The organism is Rhodanobacter fulvus Jip2 (assembly GCF_000264315.1).
Taxonomy (GTDB): Bacteria; Pseudomonadota; Gammaproteobacteria; order Xanthomonadales; family Rhodanobacteraceae; genus Rhodanobacter; species Rhodanobacter fulvus.
Window position 1 is genome coordinate 21,692 of the sequence record NZ_AJXU01000015.1, and the last position, 17,106, is coordinate 38,797.

At 65.6% G+C, this 17,106-nt stretch carries 8 protein-coding genes; all 8 read right to left on the reverse strand.

The window, feature by feature from the left end; genetic code table 11:
* Positions 1–3: 3 nt before the first annotated feature.
* Positions 4–1,956, reverse strand: coding sequence for a sialate O-acetylesterase (locus tag UU9_RS03165; RefSeq protein ID WP_040670131.1), 1,953 nt, complete (start codon positions 1,954–1,956; stop codon positions 4–6).
* Positions 1,953–4,199, reverse strand: coding sequence for an alpha-galactosidase (locus tag UU9_RS03170; protein ID WP_156804163.1), 2,247 nt, complete (start codon positions 4,197–4,199; stop codon positions 1,953–1,955). The genes UU9_RS03165 and UU9_RS03170 overlap by 4 nt, the downstream gene beginning before the upstream one ends.
* Positions 4,196–6,469, reverse strand: coding sequence for a WD40/YVTN/BNR-like repeat-containing protein (locus tag UU9_RS03175; protein WP_083838906.1), 2,274 nt, complete (start codon positions 6,467–6,469; stop codon positions 4,196–4,198). The genes UU9_RS03170 and UU9_RS03175 overlap by 4 nt, the downstream gene beginning before the upstream one ends.
* A gap of 73 nt (positions 6,470–6,542) precedes the next feature.
* The gene (locus tag UU9_RS03180) at positions 6,543–9,389 is read right to left on the reverse strand and encodes a TonB-dependent receptor (RefSeq protein ID WP_007080275.1); all 2,847 of its coding nucleotides are present in this window, start codon (positions 9,387–9,389) and stop codon (positions 6,543–6,545) included.
* A 392-nt stretch (positions 9,390–9,781) separates the two neighbouring features.
* Positions 9,782–12,124, reverse strand: coding sequence for a glycoside hydrolase family 31 protein (locus tag UU9_RS03185; protein WP_040670133.1), 2,343 nt, complete (start codon positions 12,122–12,124; stop codon positions 9,782–9,784).
* A 1,209-nt stretch (positions 12,125–13,333) separates the two neighbouring features.
* Positions 13,334–14,527 carry a sugar ABC transporter permease gene (locus UU9_RS03190; RefSeq protein ID WP_007080277.1) on the reverse strand — a complete coding sequence of 398 codons (1,194 nt, stop codon included), beginning with the start codon at positions 14,525–14,527 and terminating at the stop codon, positions 13,334–13,336.
* Positions 14,524–16,110, reverse strand: coding sequence for a xylose ABC transporter ATP-binding protein (locus UU9_RS03195; RefSeq protein ID WP_425476835.1), 1,587 nt, complete (start codon positions 16,108–16,110; stop codon positions 14,524–14,526). Before UU9_RS03195 ends, UU9_RS03190 begins: the two co-directional genes overlap by 4 nt.
* The gene (gene xylF, locus UU9_RS03200; RefSeq protein WP_007080279.1) at positions 16,088–17,104 is read right to left on the reverse strand and encodes a D-xylose ABC transporter substrate-binding protein; all 1,017 of its coding nucleotides are present in this window, start codon (positions 17,102–17,104) and stop codon (positions 16,088–16,090) included. The genes UU9_RS03195 and xylF overlap by 23 nt, the downstream gene beginning before the upstream one ends.
* Positions 17,105–17,106: the final 2 nt, after the last annotated feature.

A 17,106-nucleotide genomic window follows, 5' to 3' on the forward strand; every position in this document is an offset into this window, starting at 1 on the left:
GTTTCACCAGGGTCGGGTTTCAAAGGGCGAGGCCGGCAGGCCCTCGCGATTGATCAGGGTGGCGTGCACCGGGTTGTCGCTCCAGCCGTAGCGCACCGCGATCGGCACGCTGACATCGGCGCTGGATACCACCACGGTGTCGCCCTCGATGCGCGCCTGGGCGGGATGGAATTGACGATCGGCACCGGCCATCTGGAAACCGCCCAGCTTGCCGTCGCGCGCGGCCAGCGTGCTGCCTTGCGTATCGAACGAGAGGATGGCGCGCGGGCCGTCGATGCGGATCGTGGTGTAGCGCGGCCCGGCATACACCAGCGTGTCGCCGTACACCACGTGCCGCGCCGCCAGCGCCAGCCGATGGCCGACGTCCTGCTTGTTGACCGGGTGGATATCGTCGGGATTGCCGATGTCGATCGTCACCGCCTGCCCCGTGGCCGGCAAGCTCAGCGCGGCCGATTGCGACGCGCGCAATTGCGCCCACGGACTCGCTTGCGCGGTGTCCTGCCCGGAAATCCAGTTGGCCAGTTGCACCCACAGGAACGGCAGTTGCGGTTGCTGCCAGTCTGCGCGCCACGCCTTGATCATGGTGGTGAACTGGTCGCGATAACGGCTCGCATCACCGGGGCCGGCGTTCGCCTCGCCCTGGTACCACAGCACGCCGCGCAGCGGGTAGCGGATCAGCGGATGGATCATCTTGTTGTAGAGCAGCGTGGCCAGCTGATTCTTGCCGTCCAGCGTGGTGATGGTCACCGTCGCCGGCACCGGGCGGAACTGCCAGTCGCCGGCCAGCGGATGGCGCGTGCCGCCTTGCGCCTGCACGTAGAACATGTCGGCGTCGCCATAGATGCCGCCGTAGCCACCTTCGTCGGTAACCTGCAACGCGATGGTGTTGCGCCCGGCATGCAGCAGCGCCGGTGCCACGTGGTAGACACGGGCGACGTTCCACTCGTCGCTCTGCGCGGTAACACGCTTGCCGTTGACCCACGCCTGCGCGGTGTCGTCGAACTTGCCCAGGCCCAGCTGCACGCCGCGCGCGGCTTCGGCCGCATCGAGGGTGAAACTGGTGCGATACCAGGCCACGCCATCCATACCGAAATAACCGGCCTTCTCCCAGTACGCGGGCACCGCCATGGATGCCCAATCGCCGGTATCCAGCGCCGCCGCAGCCCATGATGGTTCACCGCTGGCATCCATCACCGGACCCTTCGCCCCGGCCCCGGCCTCGAGCCGCTTCCACGTAGCCTGCGTCTTGCGCCGATCCTCCGCCGCCAGCCCGGCAGCCTGCGCACTCACCACCGACGGCGACACGCCGGTGCTGGCGGCATCCATCCACGCCTCGATGCGGCTGCCGCCCCAACTGCTGTGGATCATGCCGATGGGCACGCCGGTGCGAGCGCGGATCTCGCGCGCGAAAAACCAGCACACGGCGGAAAAGTCGCCCGCCGTCTGCGGCGTGGCGTGCTGCCAGCTGCCCCCGGCGAGGTGGTCGGACGGCTCACCCGACCACGACTTGGGCACGGTGAAACCACGTATGCCGACATCGTTGGCGCGGGCGATTTCCGCCTTGGCGTTCCGCGCCTGCGACAGCTTGAACTCCATGTTCGACTGGCCCGAACACAGCCACACGTCGCCCAACATCACGTCGTGCGCCACTTTCTTCTGGGTGCCGTCGGCGATCGTCAAGGTGTAGGGGCCACCGGCGCCATGGGCTGGCAAGGCGGCCTTCCATTCGCCCTTCGCGCTGGCGGTGGCTTGCGTCGATTTGCCGTCGAAGGCGACCTGCACCACGCTGCCTGGCGCGGCCCAGCCCCACACATTCAGCGGCTGGTCGCGCTGCAGCACCGCGCCGTCGGTAAACAGCAGTGGCACGTCCAGCGATGCCGCTGGCGCTGTCGCGGCGCAGGCCAGCGGGCTGCACAACAGCGCAAGCCACGCCATGTGATTCAGACGGCTATTCATCGTTTACCCCCGACCCGATCGAACACGATGGCGGCGGCCTGGTAATCGCCCTTCAGGGCCAGGTCGATGCCGTGATTCATCCAGTAGGCGCCGCTGGCCTCGACCAACGTGCCTGCCACCGGCGCGCCGTGCAGCGAACGCCAACGATAGCGCGCATCGGGATCGAGCCCCTGCAGGCGCACGCGCGGATAGGGGTACTTCATCTGGCTGGCATGCAGGAAGGCGAACAGCACTGCCTGCGCACCATCGCGCGATACCGATTCGGTGGCCGCGTGCGGGCTGTTGTCGCGTGGCGACAGCAGCCGGTACAGCTTGCCCTGCTGCACGCTGGTGCGGATCGCCTTGTACTCGGCCACGTATTTTTTCGCGGCGGCAAAGTCCTGCGGACTCCAGTGCAACAGGTTGGCGCCGATGCCCAGCGAACCCTGCATCGAGGACAGGAAACGGTAATCCAGCGAGGTGCTGCGGTCGTTCACCCAGTTTGGCGAATCGGTGACCCAGGCCATCATCACGGCCGGCGCGTAGGCGTAGCTGAAACCGTCCTGGATCGACAGCCGGTCGAACGGGTCGGTGTTGTCGGACGGCCATACTTCGTCGGTGTGGCCCAGGATGCCCAGGTCGACGCGACCGCCGCCGCCCGAGCACGATTCGATCTCCACGTTCGGGTGCCGTTTGCGCAGCTCGGCCAGGATGCCGTACAGGTTGCGCACGTAGTCGACGTAGACTTTCTGCTGCTGATCGGGCGCCACCTGCGGCCAGCCCGGCTCGGACCAGTTGCGGTTGTAGTCCCACTTCAGAAACGCGATGTCGTTGTGGCTGAGGAGGTCGTCCAGCACCTTGAACACGTGGTCGCGCACATCCTGCCGCGCCAGGTTCAGCACCAGCTGGTTGCGCCCCTCGCTGCGCGGGCGGCCGGGGAAATTCAGCACCCAATCGGGATGCGCGCGGTACAGGTCGCTGTCCGGGTTGACCATCTCCGGTTCCACCCACAGGCCGAAATCCATCTTCAGCGCGTGCACCTTGTCGATCAGCGGCTTCAGCCCGTGCGGGAATTTCTTCGGGTTGACCACCCAGTCGCCCAGCCCGGCATGGTCGTCGTTGCGGGCGCCGAACCAGCCGTCGTCCATCACGAAGCGCTCCACCCCGATGCTGGCGGCCAGCTCGGCCAGATGTTCCTGGCCGGCCTGGTCGACGGCGAAGTTGGTGGCTTCCCACGAGTTGTACAGCACCGGGCGCAGCCGCGGTTTCGGATGCTGGGGCACGATCTGCGCCAGCTCGAACCGGTGCAGCAGGCGCGATGCCTCGCCGATGCCGCCGCTGGTGTAGCCGGCGTAGAAAACGGGTGTGCTCACCGATTCGCCCGGCGCCAGCGGCCAGGCGAAATCGAACGGGTTGAAGCCGCCGGTGACCCGCACCTGATGCAGCACGCCCTGCTCCACGGTGATGCGCCACGAGCCACTCCAGGCCAGCGCGCCGAACCACACGTCACCGTGATCCTCGGCCCAGTCGCCACCGCGCTCGATCGCGAACCACGGGTTGTTTTCGTGGCCGGTGGAACCGCGCCGGCTCTCCAGCACGGTGTTGCCGGGGGTGATCGCACGCGTCTGCAGCTGCCATTCGCCGGCCCAGCGTCCAGTGAGGTAGCGCAGCGAATAGTCCTCGGCGGCGGGCAGGTTCCAGCTGGCCGCGGCGACGCTGTCGATCGTCAGCGCCTGCTTCGTGTGGTTCTCGATCAAGGCCGAGCGGCCGATGATGCCGGTGGCCGGATCGACCACGTAATGCAGCGTCACGTCCAGCGGCTGGCGGATGTCGCGCAGGTGCACGTCCAGCGTGTCGCCCTTGATTTGATGCGACACGTAATGCAGCACCAGGTCGCGGTTGCCGTCGGCGTAGCGCAGTTTCAGGTCCGGCTCCACATACATCGAACCGCCCCAGCCGGCGTACTCCTGCAGGCTGGTGCTGGCCGGCGGATCGAACGAGACATTGCCCTCGTTGGTATGTGCGGCGGGCAACGCGTCACTCGTCGCCAGCCGCGCGCCCCAGTACAGCGTCTGCAACTGGTCGCTCTCGTTGACGCCGAACGCGTAGGACATCGCGTCGGTATCGATGCGGAACACCCGCGTGGTCGCGTCGTAGCGGATGGTCTGCGCCTGCGCCATGGCGGCGACGCCCATCAATACGCACGCCAGCAGCAGCCGCCGTGTCGCGCTCCACGAAAGAGAGAAGGTGGCGGCTGGATTCATGGTTGTTCCCCTTTCGGATCGCCGCGGAAGATGCCGCGGCCACCCGTAGCAAAATACACGCGCCCGAACACGCGCGGGTCGCCGGTGACGTAACCCACCTCGCCGTACTGATGCGCATCGTCGTTGACGCGCTGCCACTGCGCGCCGCCGTCGATCGAACGGAACAGCCCGCGCTGACCGTCAATCGCGCCGGCCAGGAACAACGCCGATTCGCTGTGCCCAGGTGCGGGCTTGCCGAAGCCCAGCGACACCGCGCTGTCGATGCCGTGGCTCTGTCGCAACACACGGCCGTCGTCGCTGCCATGGATCACACCGCCGCGCGCGCTGATCGCCACCAGCTCGCCGGCCTGCCCCGGCACCGCGTAGACCACGGCATTGGTGGGCCGATGCGGCGCCTGGTATTGCTGCTTCACCGCGTCGCCGAAAGCACCGTCGATCGCGCTGAAATGCAGCCCGCCATCGTGGCTGGCGAACAGCGCGCCGGTGGTGATGTCCTGCGCGTAGAAACGCTGCGCATCGACGCGATCGGCCAGCACGCGCGCCGCTTTCGGCAAGCCTTCTGCCGCATTCCAGTGCTTGCCCCAGTCGCGGGTGACATACGCGTTGCCGGCGTCCAGCGGAAACCACAACGCGCTGCGGCCATCGGCGGCCACGGCCACCGTACCTTCGCCCTTGCCGCCCGGCTCGCTGGCAAACGCGTGCCAGGTGCTGGCGCCGTCCAGCGAGTACGCAGCGCGTACCGCGTCGACCGACCCGCGGATGCGGCCCGTGCGCACCACCACGCGCGGCGCATTGCCGGCCACATCGATGCTGTAGCCATTGGCATAGCGTGGTGGCGCGGCGAACTGCAGCGGCGCCACGTCGAGATCGTCATGCCGGAAACCATCGAGGTCACCCACCGCGCTCAGCAGATGCGCGCCCTCGGCCGGGCTGGCCAGACCCAGCGGCACGGTCTCCTCCAGGTTGGTGTCCTGGAACCACCAGTCCACGGTGCCGCCGTGGTCGAACGCGCGCATGTTGCGCGAGGCCCACACGCCGTAGCCGGTGACGAACATCACGTGGTCGGGATCGAACGGATCGATCACCAGACTGCTCATCCAGTGCGGATGATGGTCGGCGGTCCAGCGTGCATTCGAATGATCGAAGGTGGAGCGCGGAAACACGGGCTGCCAGTGCTGGCCGCCATCGGTGCTGCGGTAGATCTCGTCGTACGGCGTGTAGTGGCAGAACGTGCTGGCCATCAGGATGCGCGGATCGTGCGCATCCACGGTGATGTCGCCCCAGCCGAAGCCGCTGGGTTTGCCGTTGCGCGGGATCGGCGTGATGTCGGTCCAGCGGTCGTCGGCGGGGGTGAATTTCCACACCGCGCCGTCGTTCATGTCGTCCGGCCCGGGCTCGTCGCCATAGGTCAGGTAATAGCTGCCGTCCGCGCTGCGGCGCATGTGCGTGGGGCGCAGGCCGGTGGGTTGGCCCGGTACCGCCTGCCAGCTTTTGCCGCCATCGGTGGAACGGAACAGGCTGGTTTCGCGGGTGGAAACGCCGGCGTACAGCACCGGCGTGGGCTCGCCGCTTTTGCCGCTGGCCGGCTCGAACACCACGAACACGATGCCGATCGGCTGGCGTCGCCACTGGTTCTTCGCGGTGGAGGCGAACGAGGTCGCCACCGCGGGAAACGCGTCGACACGCGCCCAGTGCGCCGCATGGTCGTCACTGCGCCACAGGCCCGCATCGCGCGAGCCGAAGAAAAGAATGCGGCCATCATGCGGATCAACGGCGAGTCGCTCGCCATTGCCGCGGGCCAGTTCATTGCCACCCAGTTTGAACGGCAGGTCCACGCGCTGGAACGTGGCGCCACGATCGTGCGAGCGCAGGATCGCGCCGTTGCCGGCGGCCTCGGTCGTATACGTGCCGGCGGCCAGGTAGATCCAGCCGGTGTCGTGCGGGTCCACCGCCATGCTGCCGATGCCGGTGAGGTTGGCGTCGTCGGCGCCCAGCCAGTCGGTCAGCGGCAGCCATTTTTTCGCCGCATCGTCCCAGCGGTACGCGCCACCGACGTCGGTGCGCGCGTAGTACAAGCCTTTTTCGGCGGGATGAAAAACCAGGCCACTGACATAACCGCCACCACCGATGCGCACGCTTTGCCAGTCGTAGTGCACGTCCTGCGCGACGGCAGCCAGCGGCAACCACAAGCCGCAGACCCACAGGCAGGCAACACGCCGAAGGCGCGACAGCAGGGTGGAAGAAGGACGATGGAATCGGTGCTGGCTCATCATCGCGTCCTGTGGAAAAAGGTGCCGACAACCCGGGAAGGGGTACGGACTGCCGGCACCGTGGAGCAACGGATCAGAAACTGAACTGTGCCTTCAGGCTGAACATGCGGTCGTTGATCTGCACATCACGCGGACGCGTATCCACACCGAAGATCGTGGCGCGCTTGGTGTTGGTCAGGTTTACCGCCGCGGCGGTCAGCGAGAACAGGTCCGAGAAGTGATACGTCACCGACGCGTCGACCTGGCCATAGGCCTTGTCGTAGATCGGCAGGTCGCCGGTGCCGTTGCCGCGCGTGGTGACTACCCACTGGCTGCGCCAGTTGTAGGCAACGCGGGCGGAAATCGGGCCCTTCTCGTACATCGCCACCAGGTTGTAGCTGTTCTTCGACAGGCCTTCCAGCGGCACCTGCAGCGGGTTGCCGTCGGTGTCCATCGCATCCGGGCTGGGTGCCTTGCTGTAGACGTAGGTGTAGTTGACCTGCATGCCCAGTCCGTCGAATGGCTCGGGCAGGAAGTCGAAGAAGGTCTGGTAGCCCGCCTCGGCACCCTTGATCACGCCGTTCTCGCCATTGACCAGACGGGTGATGTCGTAATCATGCATTTTGCCCAACTGATCGGGATGCGGCTCGTTGACCGAGGTGCTCTGCACGAAGCCGTCCACCGCCTTGTAGAACAGCGCGCCGTAGAGCATCTGGTTGGGCGAGATGTACCACTCCAGCGAGGTGTCGTACTGCTTGGCCGTCATCGGTTTCAGGTAGGGATTGCCGCCGGCGTTGCCGGTGTAGGCGTTCGCGCCGGTATCCGCGTTCGGGGTGCTCAGGGTCAGCATCGGGTTGAGCTGGTCGAAGCTGGGCCGCGACAAGCCCTTCGACGCGGCGAAGCGCCACTGCAAGGTGTCGGTGAGGTGGGCCGTGACGTTGAGGCTGGGCAGGTAGGAGTTGTACGAGTTGTCGACGCTGAGCGGCAACACCGCGCCGGTCGAGTCGGTCATCACGCCGTGCGTGCTGACATTCGTGCGCACCGCGCGCACGCCGACATTGCCATCGACGGGGATGGAGCCCAGCTGGGTACCGAAGGTGATCAGGCCGTAGGCGGCGTAGGTCTTCTCGCCCTGCTTGTTGGTGCCGGTGGCCGGATAGGTCAGCGGATCGGGGTATCCAAACATCGTGCGCGAGGCGTCGTAGTCGTACAGCAGCGACGGATTCGGCGCGATGAACGAGCCGATCACGTCGGCATCGCCATGGAAGAAATCGGCAAACGAACGCTGGATCCAGGTGGAGTCGTCGTAGTTGGACAGCGGCTGGCCCACCCACTTGAACTGGTAACCCGAGTCGGCGGTTTCCGCCTTGCGATCGGTGGTGCGCACGCCGAACTTGATCGACTGCAGGAAATCGCCGCCAAACGAATACTCACCGTCGGCGCGCCAGGCAAACTCGCGCCCGTTGCTCCTGGTCTTGTCGTCCATGATGAAGTTGAACGCGTTGTTGGCCGGATCGGTCACGTACGCGTTGTCCACGCCCAGCACCGGCGTGTGGCCAGCGATGTTCTGATAGAAATACGGCGTGGTGGTGTGGGTGTTGAGGATGTAGCGGAAGGTGTCGGTCTTGGCCTTGATGTACTGGAAATCGGTTTTCAAGGTGAGGTTGTTGGTGGCGTTCCACGAGCCGCCCCACGAGAAGTCGGTGGTGACCGAATGGCGCGTGGTGAGGCTGCTGTTGGAGTCCACGCTGACGCCCGCGGTCGGCGCCACGGAGGGATCAGGTACGCCCTTGGCATCGTTGCCGCCGGTACCGTTGAAGGTGCCGCTGATGAAGTCGCCGTTGGGGCCGAATGCGAACGGCTTGGTCGGGTCGGGAATCATCCCCTGCGCACTGGTGTAGGCGAAGTACGAGTAGTCGTTCCACTGGAATTTGTAGTCCGAACGCAGTGCCTGCGCGTACAGCTCGACGTCGGCATTCGGACGCCATTGCAGCGCGACGGATGTGCCCAGTCGACGGCGCTGCCCCAGCGTCTCGCCGACGCCGCCGCCATGCGGCACCTGCAGCGTGCGGCCTTCGAAACCCGGGTAATCCGCTTCCGGATAGACCTCGCCCGTCGCGTCCGCAGCGCCGGCATGGATGGTGTAGAACGGCTCGGTGCTGATCACGTCCTGGCGGAACGAATGCTTCTGGTAGGCCACGTCCACCAGCAGGCCGAACTCGCCGGCATCGGTATCCCAGCGGTTGCTGTACAGCGCGGAGGCCGACGGGTGGCCGTCCTTGATCAGGTCGCCGTAGTCGTATTCGCCGGTGACCGCGATCTTCTGGCCCGCGAAATCGAACGGCTTGTGCGTGCGCAGGTTCACCGTGCCGCCGAGGCCGCCCTCGATGATTTCCGCGGACGGGTTTTTGTACACGTCGATGCCGGCCAGCAATTCGGACGGCACATCCTCGAAACTCAGCGCGCGCCCGCCGTTGGCGGTGAAGGCGTCGCGGCCGTTGATCTCGGTGCGCACCTGGGTCAGGCCGCGGATGGCGATGGTGCTGCCTTCGCCGTAGTTGCGATCGATCTGGATGCCGGAGATGCGCTGCAGCGCCTCGGCCACGTTGCTGTCGGGCAGCTTGCCAATGTCCTCGGCCACGATCGAATCGACGATCTGATCAGCGTTCTGCTTGATCGAGATGGCCGACGCCATGCTGGCGCGCACACCGGTAACGGTGACCGCACTGAGACTGGTGGTGTCCTTTTTGGGCGCGGGCTTTTGTGTCTGCGGTGCAGCCTGGTCGGTGTTCGCGCTGGTGGTCGTGTCGGCCTGTTGCGCCCACACCGCCGCCGGCATGGCGAACATCGCCACGCTCATCGCGATGGCCATCGAAAGGCCGCTGCGGCGCAATGGCACCGTGCCGAAACGCCCGGATTTATCGTTGTCTTGCCTGTTCATCTGATATTTCTTCCCGAAGAATTTGGATTGCCGCTGCAGTGATCTGCGCAAGCATGTCGCCGATGGCGATGGCACCAACCTGGCGTACATCTCCGGGTTGCGTCAGCGCCCTGCCCGTCCCCTGTTGCTCACTGAAGAACATTCGGTGCACTGGCAGCGCACGCATGCTGGAGCGAGCGCAACACGGGCGCAATTACGAAATCAGCGATTCGCGTGACGTTTCTTCATTTGCATCCGCCGCAAAACACAAGGCGAATCCAGCGCATCGGCCCGCACGAAATCCCCGCGAAAACACGGCGATCCGAATGCTTTGCGAGCCGGGACCGATCGACCGACCGTCGTATGGGTTGCGACCACGCGAGGGCGGGAACGGCGACGCAACCTCACGCCAATTATTTGCCCATCACCCTTGCCAGACCCGCGACCTTCTTGCCGAACGCCGCATCACCACCGGTGGCGCGCAAGCTTTGCGATGCGTTGTCCCAGTGCAGCGCCGTGGTGGTGCCCTGCCCCTTTTGATAGGCGTACGACGTGCCGTCGTCGTCATACAGCGCGAACTCGGCGTCGCTGCCGGGATAGACGCGGATCTCGGCAATCGATTGCTTCGAGACGGTGGACTGGACGTCCGAACCCAGCGGCACGATCGAACCGGCGCGCACGAAGACGGGAATCCGGTCGATGGGTGCGGCCACCTTCACCCAGCGTCCGCCGGCCAGCTTTTCGTTCGTCCAGAAGTTGTACCAGTCGCTGCCGGCGGGCAAATAGACGTCTTTTTCGGTCTGGCCCTGCGCGGTGATCGGCGCCACCAGGAAGGCCGGGCCGAACATGTATTGCGTGCCGAGATCGGCGACGTTGGGGTCGTTGGGAAAATCCATCCACAACGGCCGCATGAACGGCGCGCCGGTGTCGTAGGTCTTCTTGGCCAGGCTGTAGATGTACGGAATCAGGCGGTAGCGAAGCCTGTCGTACTTCGCCATCACCGCCTCGGCCTCATGGCCAAACGCCCAGATTTCCGTGTGCTTGCGGCTGCCATGGATGCGCAGCGTGGGCAGGAAGGTGCCGTACTCGAACCAGCGCGTGAGCAGTTCGGGGTAGTCGTTGTTCTGCCCCACCGTGTCGCGTGCGTCGGACGGATCGAGCAGCGGCTTTTTGGTGGCGCTTGTGGTTTGCGGCAGCCATTGCCAGCCGCCGATGTCGTTGCCCCAATAGGCGATGCCCGAGGCGGTCATGTTGAGGCCGGTGGGAATCTGGCGGCGCAGCGCTTCCCAGCTCGGGTCGATGTCCGACGACCAGAACAGTGCACCGGTACGCTGCGAGCCGAGGTACGCGGCGCGGGAAAGAATCAGCACGCGCTCATCCGGTTTCCAGGCGCGCATGCCCTTGGCGACGCTTTCCACGTGCAGCAGCGGGTAGACGTTGTGGTAGCGATCGCCGGAGCCGATCGAGAAGAAATAGCCGTCCGGCACCAGGTCCGGCTCGGTCTCGTCCAGCCAAGGGTAGTCGTAGCCGTGCGAGAGAATGTTGTCGCGCACGTGCGTCCAGAACCACTGCCGCGCGGCCGGGTTGGTGGCATCGAGCAGCGCACCGGCGCGGTCGGAACGGAACGGCAAGCCGTCGACCGTCTTGCCGTCCTTGTCCTTCAGGAAATAACCCTTGGCGTCGAGCTCCTTGAAGTAGCGGCCGGAGCGCTCGAAACGCGGCCAGATCGACACGATGGATTTCATGCCCATCGCATGCAGCTCTCGGTTCATGCCGTCCGGGTCGGGAAATTCCGCCGGATTGATGTCCATCTGGCCCATGCGCGTCCAGTAGAACCAGTCCTGCACCATCACGTCCAACGGATAGTTTTTCTCGCGATAGGTGCGCGCCACCCGTAGGATTTCGGCCTGGCTGCTGTAGCGCGCCTTGGACTGGATCAGGCCGAACGCCGCCTTGGGCGGGATCGGCGTCTTGCCGGTCACCCGCGCATAGGCCGAGTAGATCTGCTCCGGCGTGCCGCCGGTGATGACGAAGAAACTGACGCGTTCACCCACCTTCGACTGGAACCGGGTGTGGCCGTTGATGCCGGCCACGAAGCGCGTCTCCGACGGGTTGTCCCAGATGATGCCGTAACCCTTCGACGAGACCATGAAGGGCACGCACACGGTTTCACCGCTGGGCGCGTCGTACCAGTGCTTGCAGTCGATCACGCGACCGCGCAGATCGAGCGGCCCCAGGCTGCCCTGGTTCTGGCCCATGCCGTAGTAGTGCTCATCGGCGGGCGCCTTGAAGGTCGCACCCACCTGATAGGTCGCCTCGCCCGCCACCTCGTGCGGCGACATCTCCCAGCCGGTCATGTCGACGACCGTCGCACCGCTGGCGTTCTTCACCTGCAGGCTCACCGGTGCCAGCTGCGGCGCGAAATAGCGATCGGTGATCGCCGGCGCGCGCGGTGGCGGTGGCGCATCCACATGCAGGGTCAACGCGGGCGACGCGAAGGTATTGCCGCTGGCGTCGCGGGTTTGCTGGAACGCCGAATCATCGACGTGGTCGGCAAGGATCCCGTAACCGGGCGCCGCCAGCACCTGCGCCTTGTCGGCGGCAATCGTCACGTGGACGACGTTCGGCCCATACGCCTCGACGCTGACCCACGCACCATGGCGGTCGAGCGTGACCCGCTCTGCGGCATCGACGGTGGCCATCGTCGCGGCAAGGGACAAGGCCAGGCCCAACAAGGCAGTTCTGGAAATTCGCACGGCATCCCCTCAACGCTGATACGAACGTGCACCACCGGGCACACGTCGGAATGCCTGACTATTTATCATACGAATCGGCCCCGCCCGCTCCGCTGCCCCGCTTTCGGCAAAATTCGTTATGCGGGTTGGGGGATTTGATAAAGACCGGGAGTTTCCCGGCAGGTCGTGTAACGGGAGGAGACGGGCTTGTATGGACACGCTCGGTGGTAGCGGCTTCAGCCGCGATGCTCTTGATGTTTGCAGGAGCGATTTCAGTCGCGACGCTCATTGTTGGTGGAGCAAAGTCAAAGGCTTTCGATCGCCTACGGCGCTCGAGTCACTTTTCTCTTGCGTGGCCAAGAGAAAAGTAACCAAAAGAGAAGGCCACCCCACTTGGCGCTTGCCGCCCGTCCATGGGCAGCAAGTCCGTGAGCCGGGGTCGGGCTTTTCGACAGGGCATCCTGCCCTGGCGAAAAGGAGTCGACATCCATGTCGACTCCCGCTGCGCGGCCTTGTCGCCCCCGCCTCACCGCCGCACAGGGGCCCCGGGTAGAGCGGCGGGCCATCCTGGCCCGCACTCGGGATGGAGCCAAAGCAAAAGCAAGGGCAGAGGCAGAAGCAAAAAGGCAGACGCAGAAGCAAAGGCAGAGGCAGAGGCAGAGGCAGAGGCAGAGGCAGAGGCAGAGGCAAAGGCAAAGGCAAAGGCAAAGGCAAAGCCGCCAGCCTCGACCGTTCTCCCTGAGCGTAGGCCGAAGGCCGAAGTCGAAGGGCACCCGCCAACCGCACCCTTCGACTTCGCCGCTGCGCGGCTACGCTCAGGGCGAACGGAGCTGAGGGGGAAACATCGAAAACATCACGTCGCGGCGCTCTCGCCGCGGCAACGCCGCGGCACACCGAGTCCGCGCCACGATGGCGCGGCGCTCTTCCCGGGGCCCCTCTGCAGCGGCGGGCGGGCGAAGGAGAAGCCCGCAGGGTGGCTTGCATGGATGCAAGCCAGTTTGGCGTCAGTCCATGGATGGACTGTCGACAAACCCCGTAGCCTGCCCGCGGACCTTGCGGACAGGATGTCCGCAAGGCGCGGAAGCGGGGTGGCCTTTCTCTTGGTTATCTTTCTCTTTGGCCACGCAAAGAGAAAGTGACTCGAGCGCCATAGGCGATCGAAAGCTCTTGCTCTAAGGCCACATTCAAGAGCAAGAGCATCGCGGCTGAAGCCGCTCCCACAGGTGCGTGTCAGCGGCGGGCGCCGCTGGAGACCACGTCGGCCCAGACGGCCAGCACCAGGATCAGGCCCTTCACGATCATCTGCCAGTACGCGTCCACGTCGATCATCGACATGCCGTTGTCGAGGCTGGCCATCACCAGCACGCCGACCAGCGCGCCGTGCACCGTGCCCACGCCGCCGCGCATCGAGGCGCCGCCGATGAAGCAGGCGGCGATGGCGTCGAGCTCGCCGTTGATGCCGGCCGAGGGCGAGCCCGCGGCCAGGCGGGCGGTGTTGACCAGGCCGGCGAAGGCGCACATCACGCCCATCAACGCGAACACGGCCAGGCGCACGCGGTCGACGTTGATACCGGACAAGCGCGTCGCTTCGATATTGCTGCCGATCGCGTAGATATGCCGCCCGAACACCGTCTGCGTGGCGATGAACGAGAACACCGCCAGCAGGCCCAGCAGCAACAGCACCGGCACCGGGATGCCGCCGTAATCGTTGAGCACGTGCACGAATACGAACAGCGCCACGGCGGCCGCGACCAGTTTGGCGGCATCCATCCAGACCGGGCTGACCTTCAGTTCCAGCCGCTGGCGCGCGGTACGCCGGCGCCAGGTCACGAAGGCCAGCAAGACCAGGATCAGCACCGCCAGCACATTGCCGGTAGCCGGCGACACGTAGCCCTGGCCGATCACCACGAAGGCGTCGGACGATGGCGCGATGGTGGAGCCGCCGGTGGCGCCCAGCAGCGCGCCGCGATACGCCAGCATGCCGCCCAGGCCCACGATGAATGAGGGCACTCTCAACCACGTCACCCACAGGCCGTTGAAGGTGCCGACCAGGGCGCCCAGCAGCAGCACCAGCAGGATCGTCACCGGCAGCGGCAGGTGCTGGCTGATGTCCAGGATGGCGGCCACGCCACCCAACAGGCCCAGCAACGAACCGACGGAAAGATCGATCTCGCCGGCGATGATGATGAACACCATGCCCAGCGCCAGCATGCCGGTGATCGACATCTGCCGGAACAGGTTCGAGATGTTGCGCGAGGTGAGGAAGGCGCCGTTGGTGGCGTACGAGAAGTAGGCCCAGATCAGCGCCACGGCCACCAGCAGCGCCACGATCTTGTATTGCGAAAAGAACTGCCGGATGCGGGTCGAGCCCGGCGTTCGGTTCTGCCCGGCGGGCGCGGGGGAAACATTCACGGAAGCGTTCATGCGTTATCGATCCTGTGCGGCAATTCCAGCGCGGCGGCCAGCAGGTCTTCCTGGCGCAATCCGTCGTTGATGAAGTCGCCACGTATGCGGCCATCGGCCATCACCAGCACCCGGTCGCTGAGACCGAGCACCTCGGGCATTTCGGAGCTGACCACGATGATCGCCATGCCGCGCGATGCAAGGTCGAAGATCAGCCGGTAGATTTCCTGCTTGGCGCCCACGTCGACACCGCGGGTGGGCTCGTCGAGGATCAGCACCTTCGGGTCGGGCAGCAGCATGCGGGTCAGCACCGCCTTCTGCTGGTTGCCGCCGGAAAGGCTGGCGATCGGCAGCATCGGGTTGGCCGCGCGCACATTGAGCCGTTTCATCTCGTGATGGAACGCGTGCGCCTCGCGGTTGCCGTCGATCACGCCGCCGCGCGCGTAACGATGCAGCACGCTCAGGGTGATGTTCGGCCCCACCCCCATCAGTGGCACGATGCCGTCGCGCTTGCGATCCTCCGGCACCATGCACAGACCGGCAGCCACCGCCGCCTGCGGGCTGCGGATGTGCACCGGTTTGCCTTCGATGCGCAGCTCCGCACTCCAGGTGCCTGGATAGGCGCCGTAGATTGCCGACACCAGTTCGGTACGACCAGCGCCGATCAGGCCGGCGATACCCAGGATTTCGCCCTTGCGCACTTGCAGCGACACATTGTCGACGCGCTTGCGCTTGGGGTTCATCACGTCCAGGCAGGTGACGTTCGATGCCTCAAGCACCACCTCGCCGATGGTGTGCGGCTTGCGCTCGAACATCTGGCCCAGTTCGCGGCCCACCATCATGGTGACGATCTGGGCGGTGTCGAGCTCGGCCATCGACCGCGTGCCGATGTGCTTGCCGTCGCGGATCACGGTGATGCGATCACACACCTCGGCCACTTCATCGAGCTTGTGCGAGATGTACACGCAAGCCACGCCGCGGCGCTTGAGGTCGGCCACGATGGACAGCAGGGTGCGGGTTTCGGTGGCGGTGAGCGAGGACGACGGCTCATCGAAGATGATCAGCCGCGCCTCCTTGCTGAGCGCCTTGGCGATCTCTATCAGCTGCTGATGCCCGCTGCCGTAGTGCAGCACCTGCTGCGCCACGTTGATGCCGTCGATACCCAGCTCGCGCAGCAGCGCTTCGGCGCGCTGGTGCATCGCCGGGTAATCCATCAGGCCGCCGAAGCGACGGATCTCGCGGCCGAGAAAGATGTTCTCGGTGACGCTGAGCTCCGGCACCAGCATCAGCTCCTGATGGATGATGGCGATGCCGGCGCGCTCGCTGTCGGCCACCGTGTGCGCCTGCAGCGGCACCCCGTCGACCAGGATCTCGCCCTCGTAGCTGCCGTAGGGATAGACGCCCGACAGCACTTTCATCAGGGTGGATTTGCCGGCACCGTTCTCGCCGCACAAGCCCAGGCATTCGCCGGCGCGCACCTGCAGGTCGACGCCGTCGACAGCGGCGAAGCTGCCGAACATCTTGCGGATGCCGCGCATGTCCAGCAGGCAATCGCCGTTCTCCCCGGCGCGGGCGGCGGACTCAGTTGCCATAGACCTGCGCATGGGTATAGAAGCCGTCGGTGATCACCTTGTCGACGTTGTCGCGGGTCAGCGCGACCGGCTGCAGCAGCACGCTGTCGACCGACTTCTCGCCATTGTCGTAATGCGAGTTGTAGGCCGGCTTCTCGCCACGGGCCAGGTCCACCGCCAGTTTGGCCGCCTGGGTGGCCAACTGGTCGAGCGGCTTGTACACGGTCATCGTCTGGGTGCCTTCGACCACGCGCTTGACGCCGGCCAGGTCGGCGTCCTGACCGGACACCGCCACCTTGCCGGCCAGCCGCTGCGCGGCCAGCGCCTGCACGGCGCCGCCGGCGATGGCGTCATTGGAAGCCACGATCGCGTCGATGTTGTTGGCGTTGGCGGTGAGCGCGTCCTCGACGATGCCCAGCGCACGGGTCGGGTTCCAGTCCGGCACCCACTGGTCGCCCACGATCTTGATGTCGCCCTTGTCGATCAGCGGCTGCAGCACCTGCATCTGGCCCTGGCGCAGAATCTTGGCGTTGTTGTCGGTGGGTGCGCCGCCGAGCAGGAAGTAGTTGCCCTTGGGCTTGACGTTGACCACGCCCTGCGCCTGCATCTCGCCGACCTTGAGGTTGTCGAAGGAGATGTACGCATCGACGTCGGCGTTGAGGATCAGGCGATCGTACGACACCACCTTGACGTGGTTGCGATGCGCCTCGCGGATCACGTTGCCCAGCACCTTGGAGTTCTGCGGCACGATCACCAGCACGTCCACGCCGCGCGAGATCATGTTCTCGATCTGCGCCACCTGGCGCTCCTCGCTGCCGTTGGCCGACTGCACCAGCACCTTGGCGCCCAGCTTGGTGGCGGCGGCGTCGAAGAAGTCGCGATCGCGCGCCCAGCGCTCCAGTCGCATGTCGTCGATGCTGAAGCCGATCAGGGTGGGTTTCTTGCTGCTCTGCGTGCAGCTGCTGGCAAGGCCCGCCAGGCCCAGGCACATCAGCACCCCCAGCGCACGTAAGGTCGTCAGTTTCATGC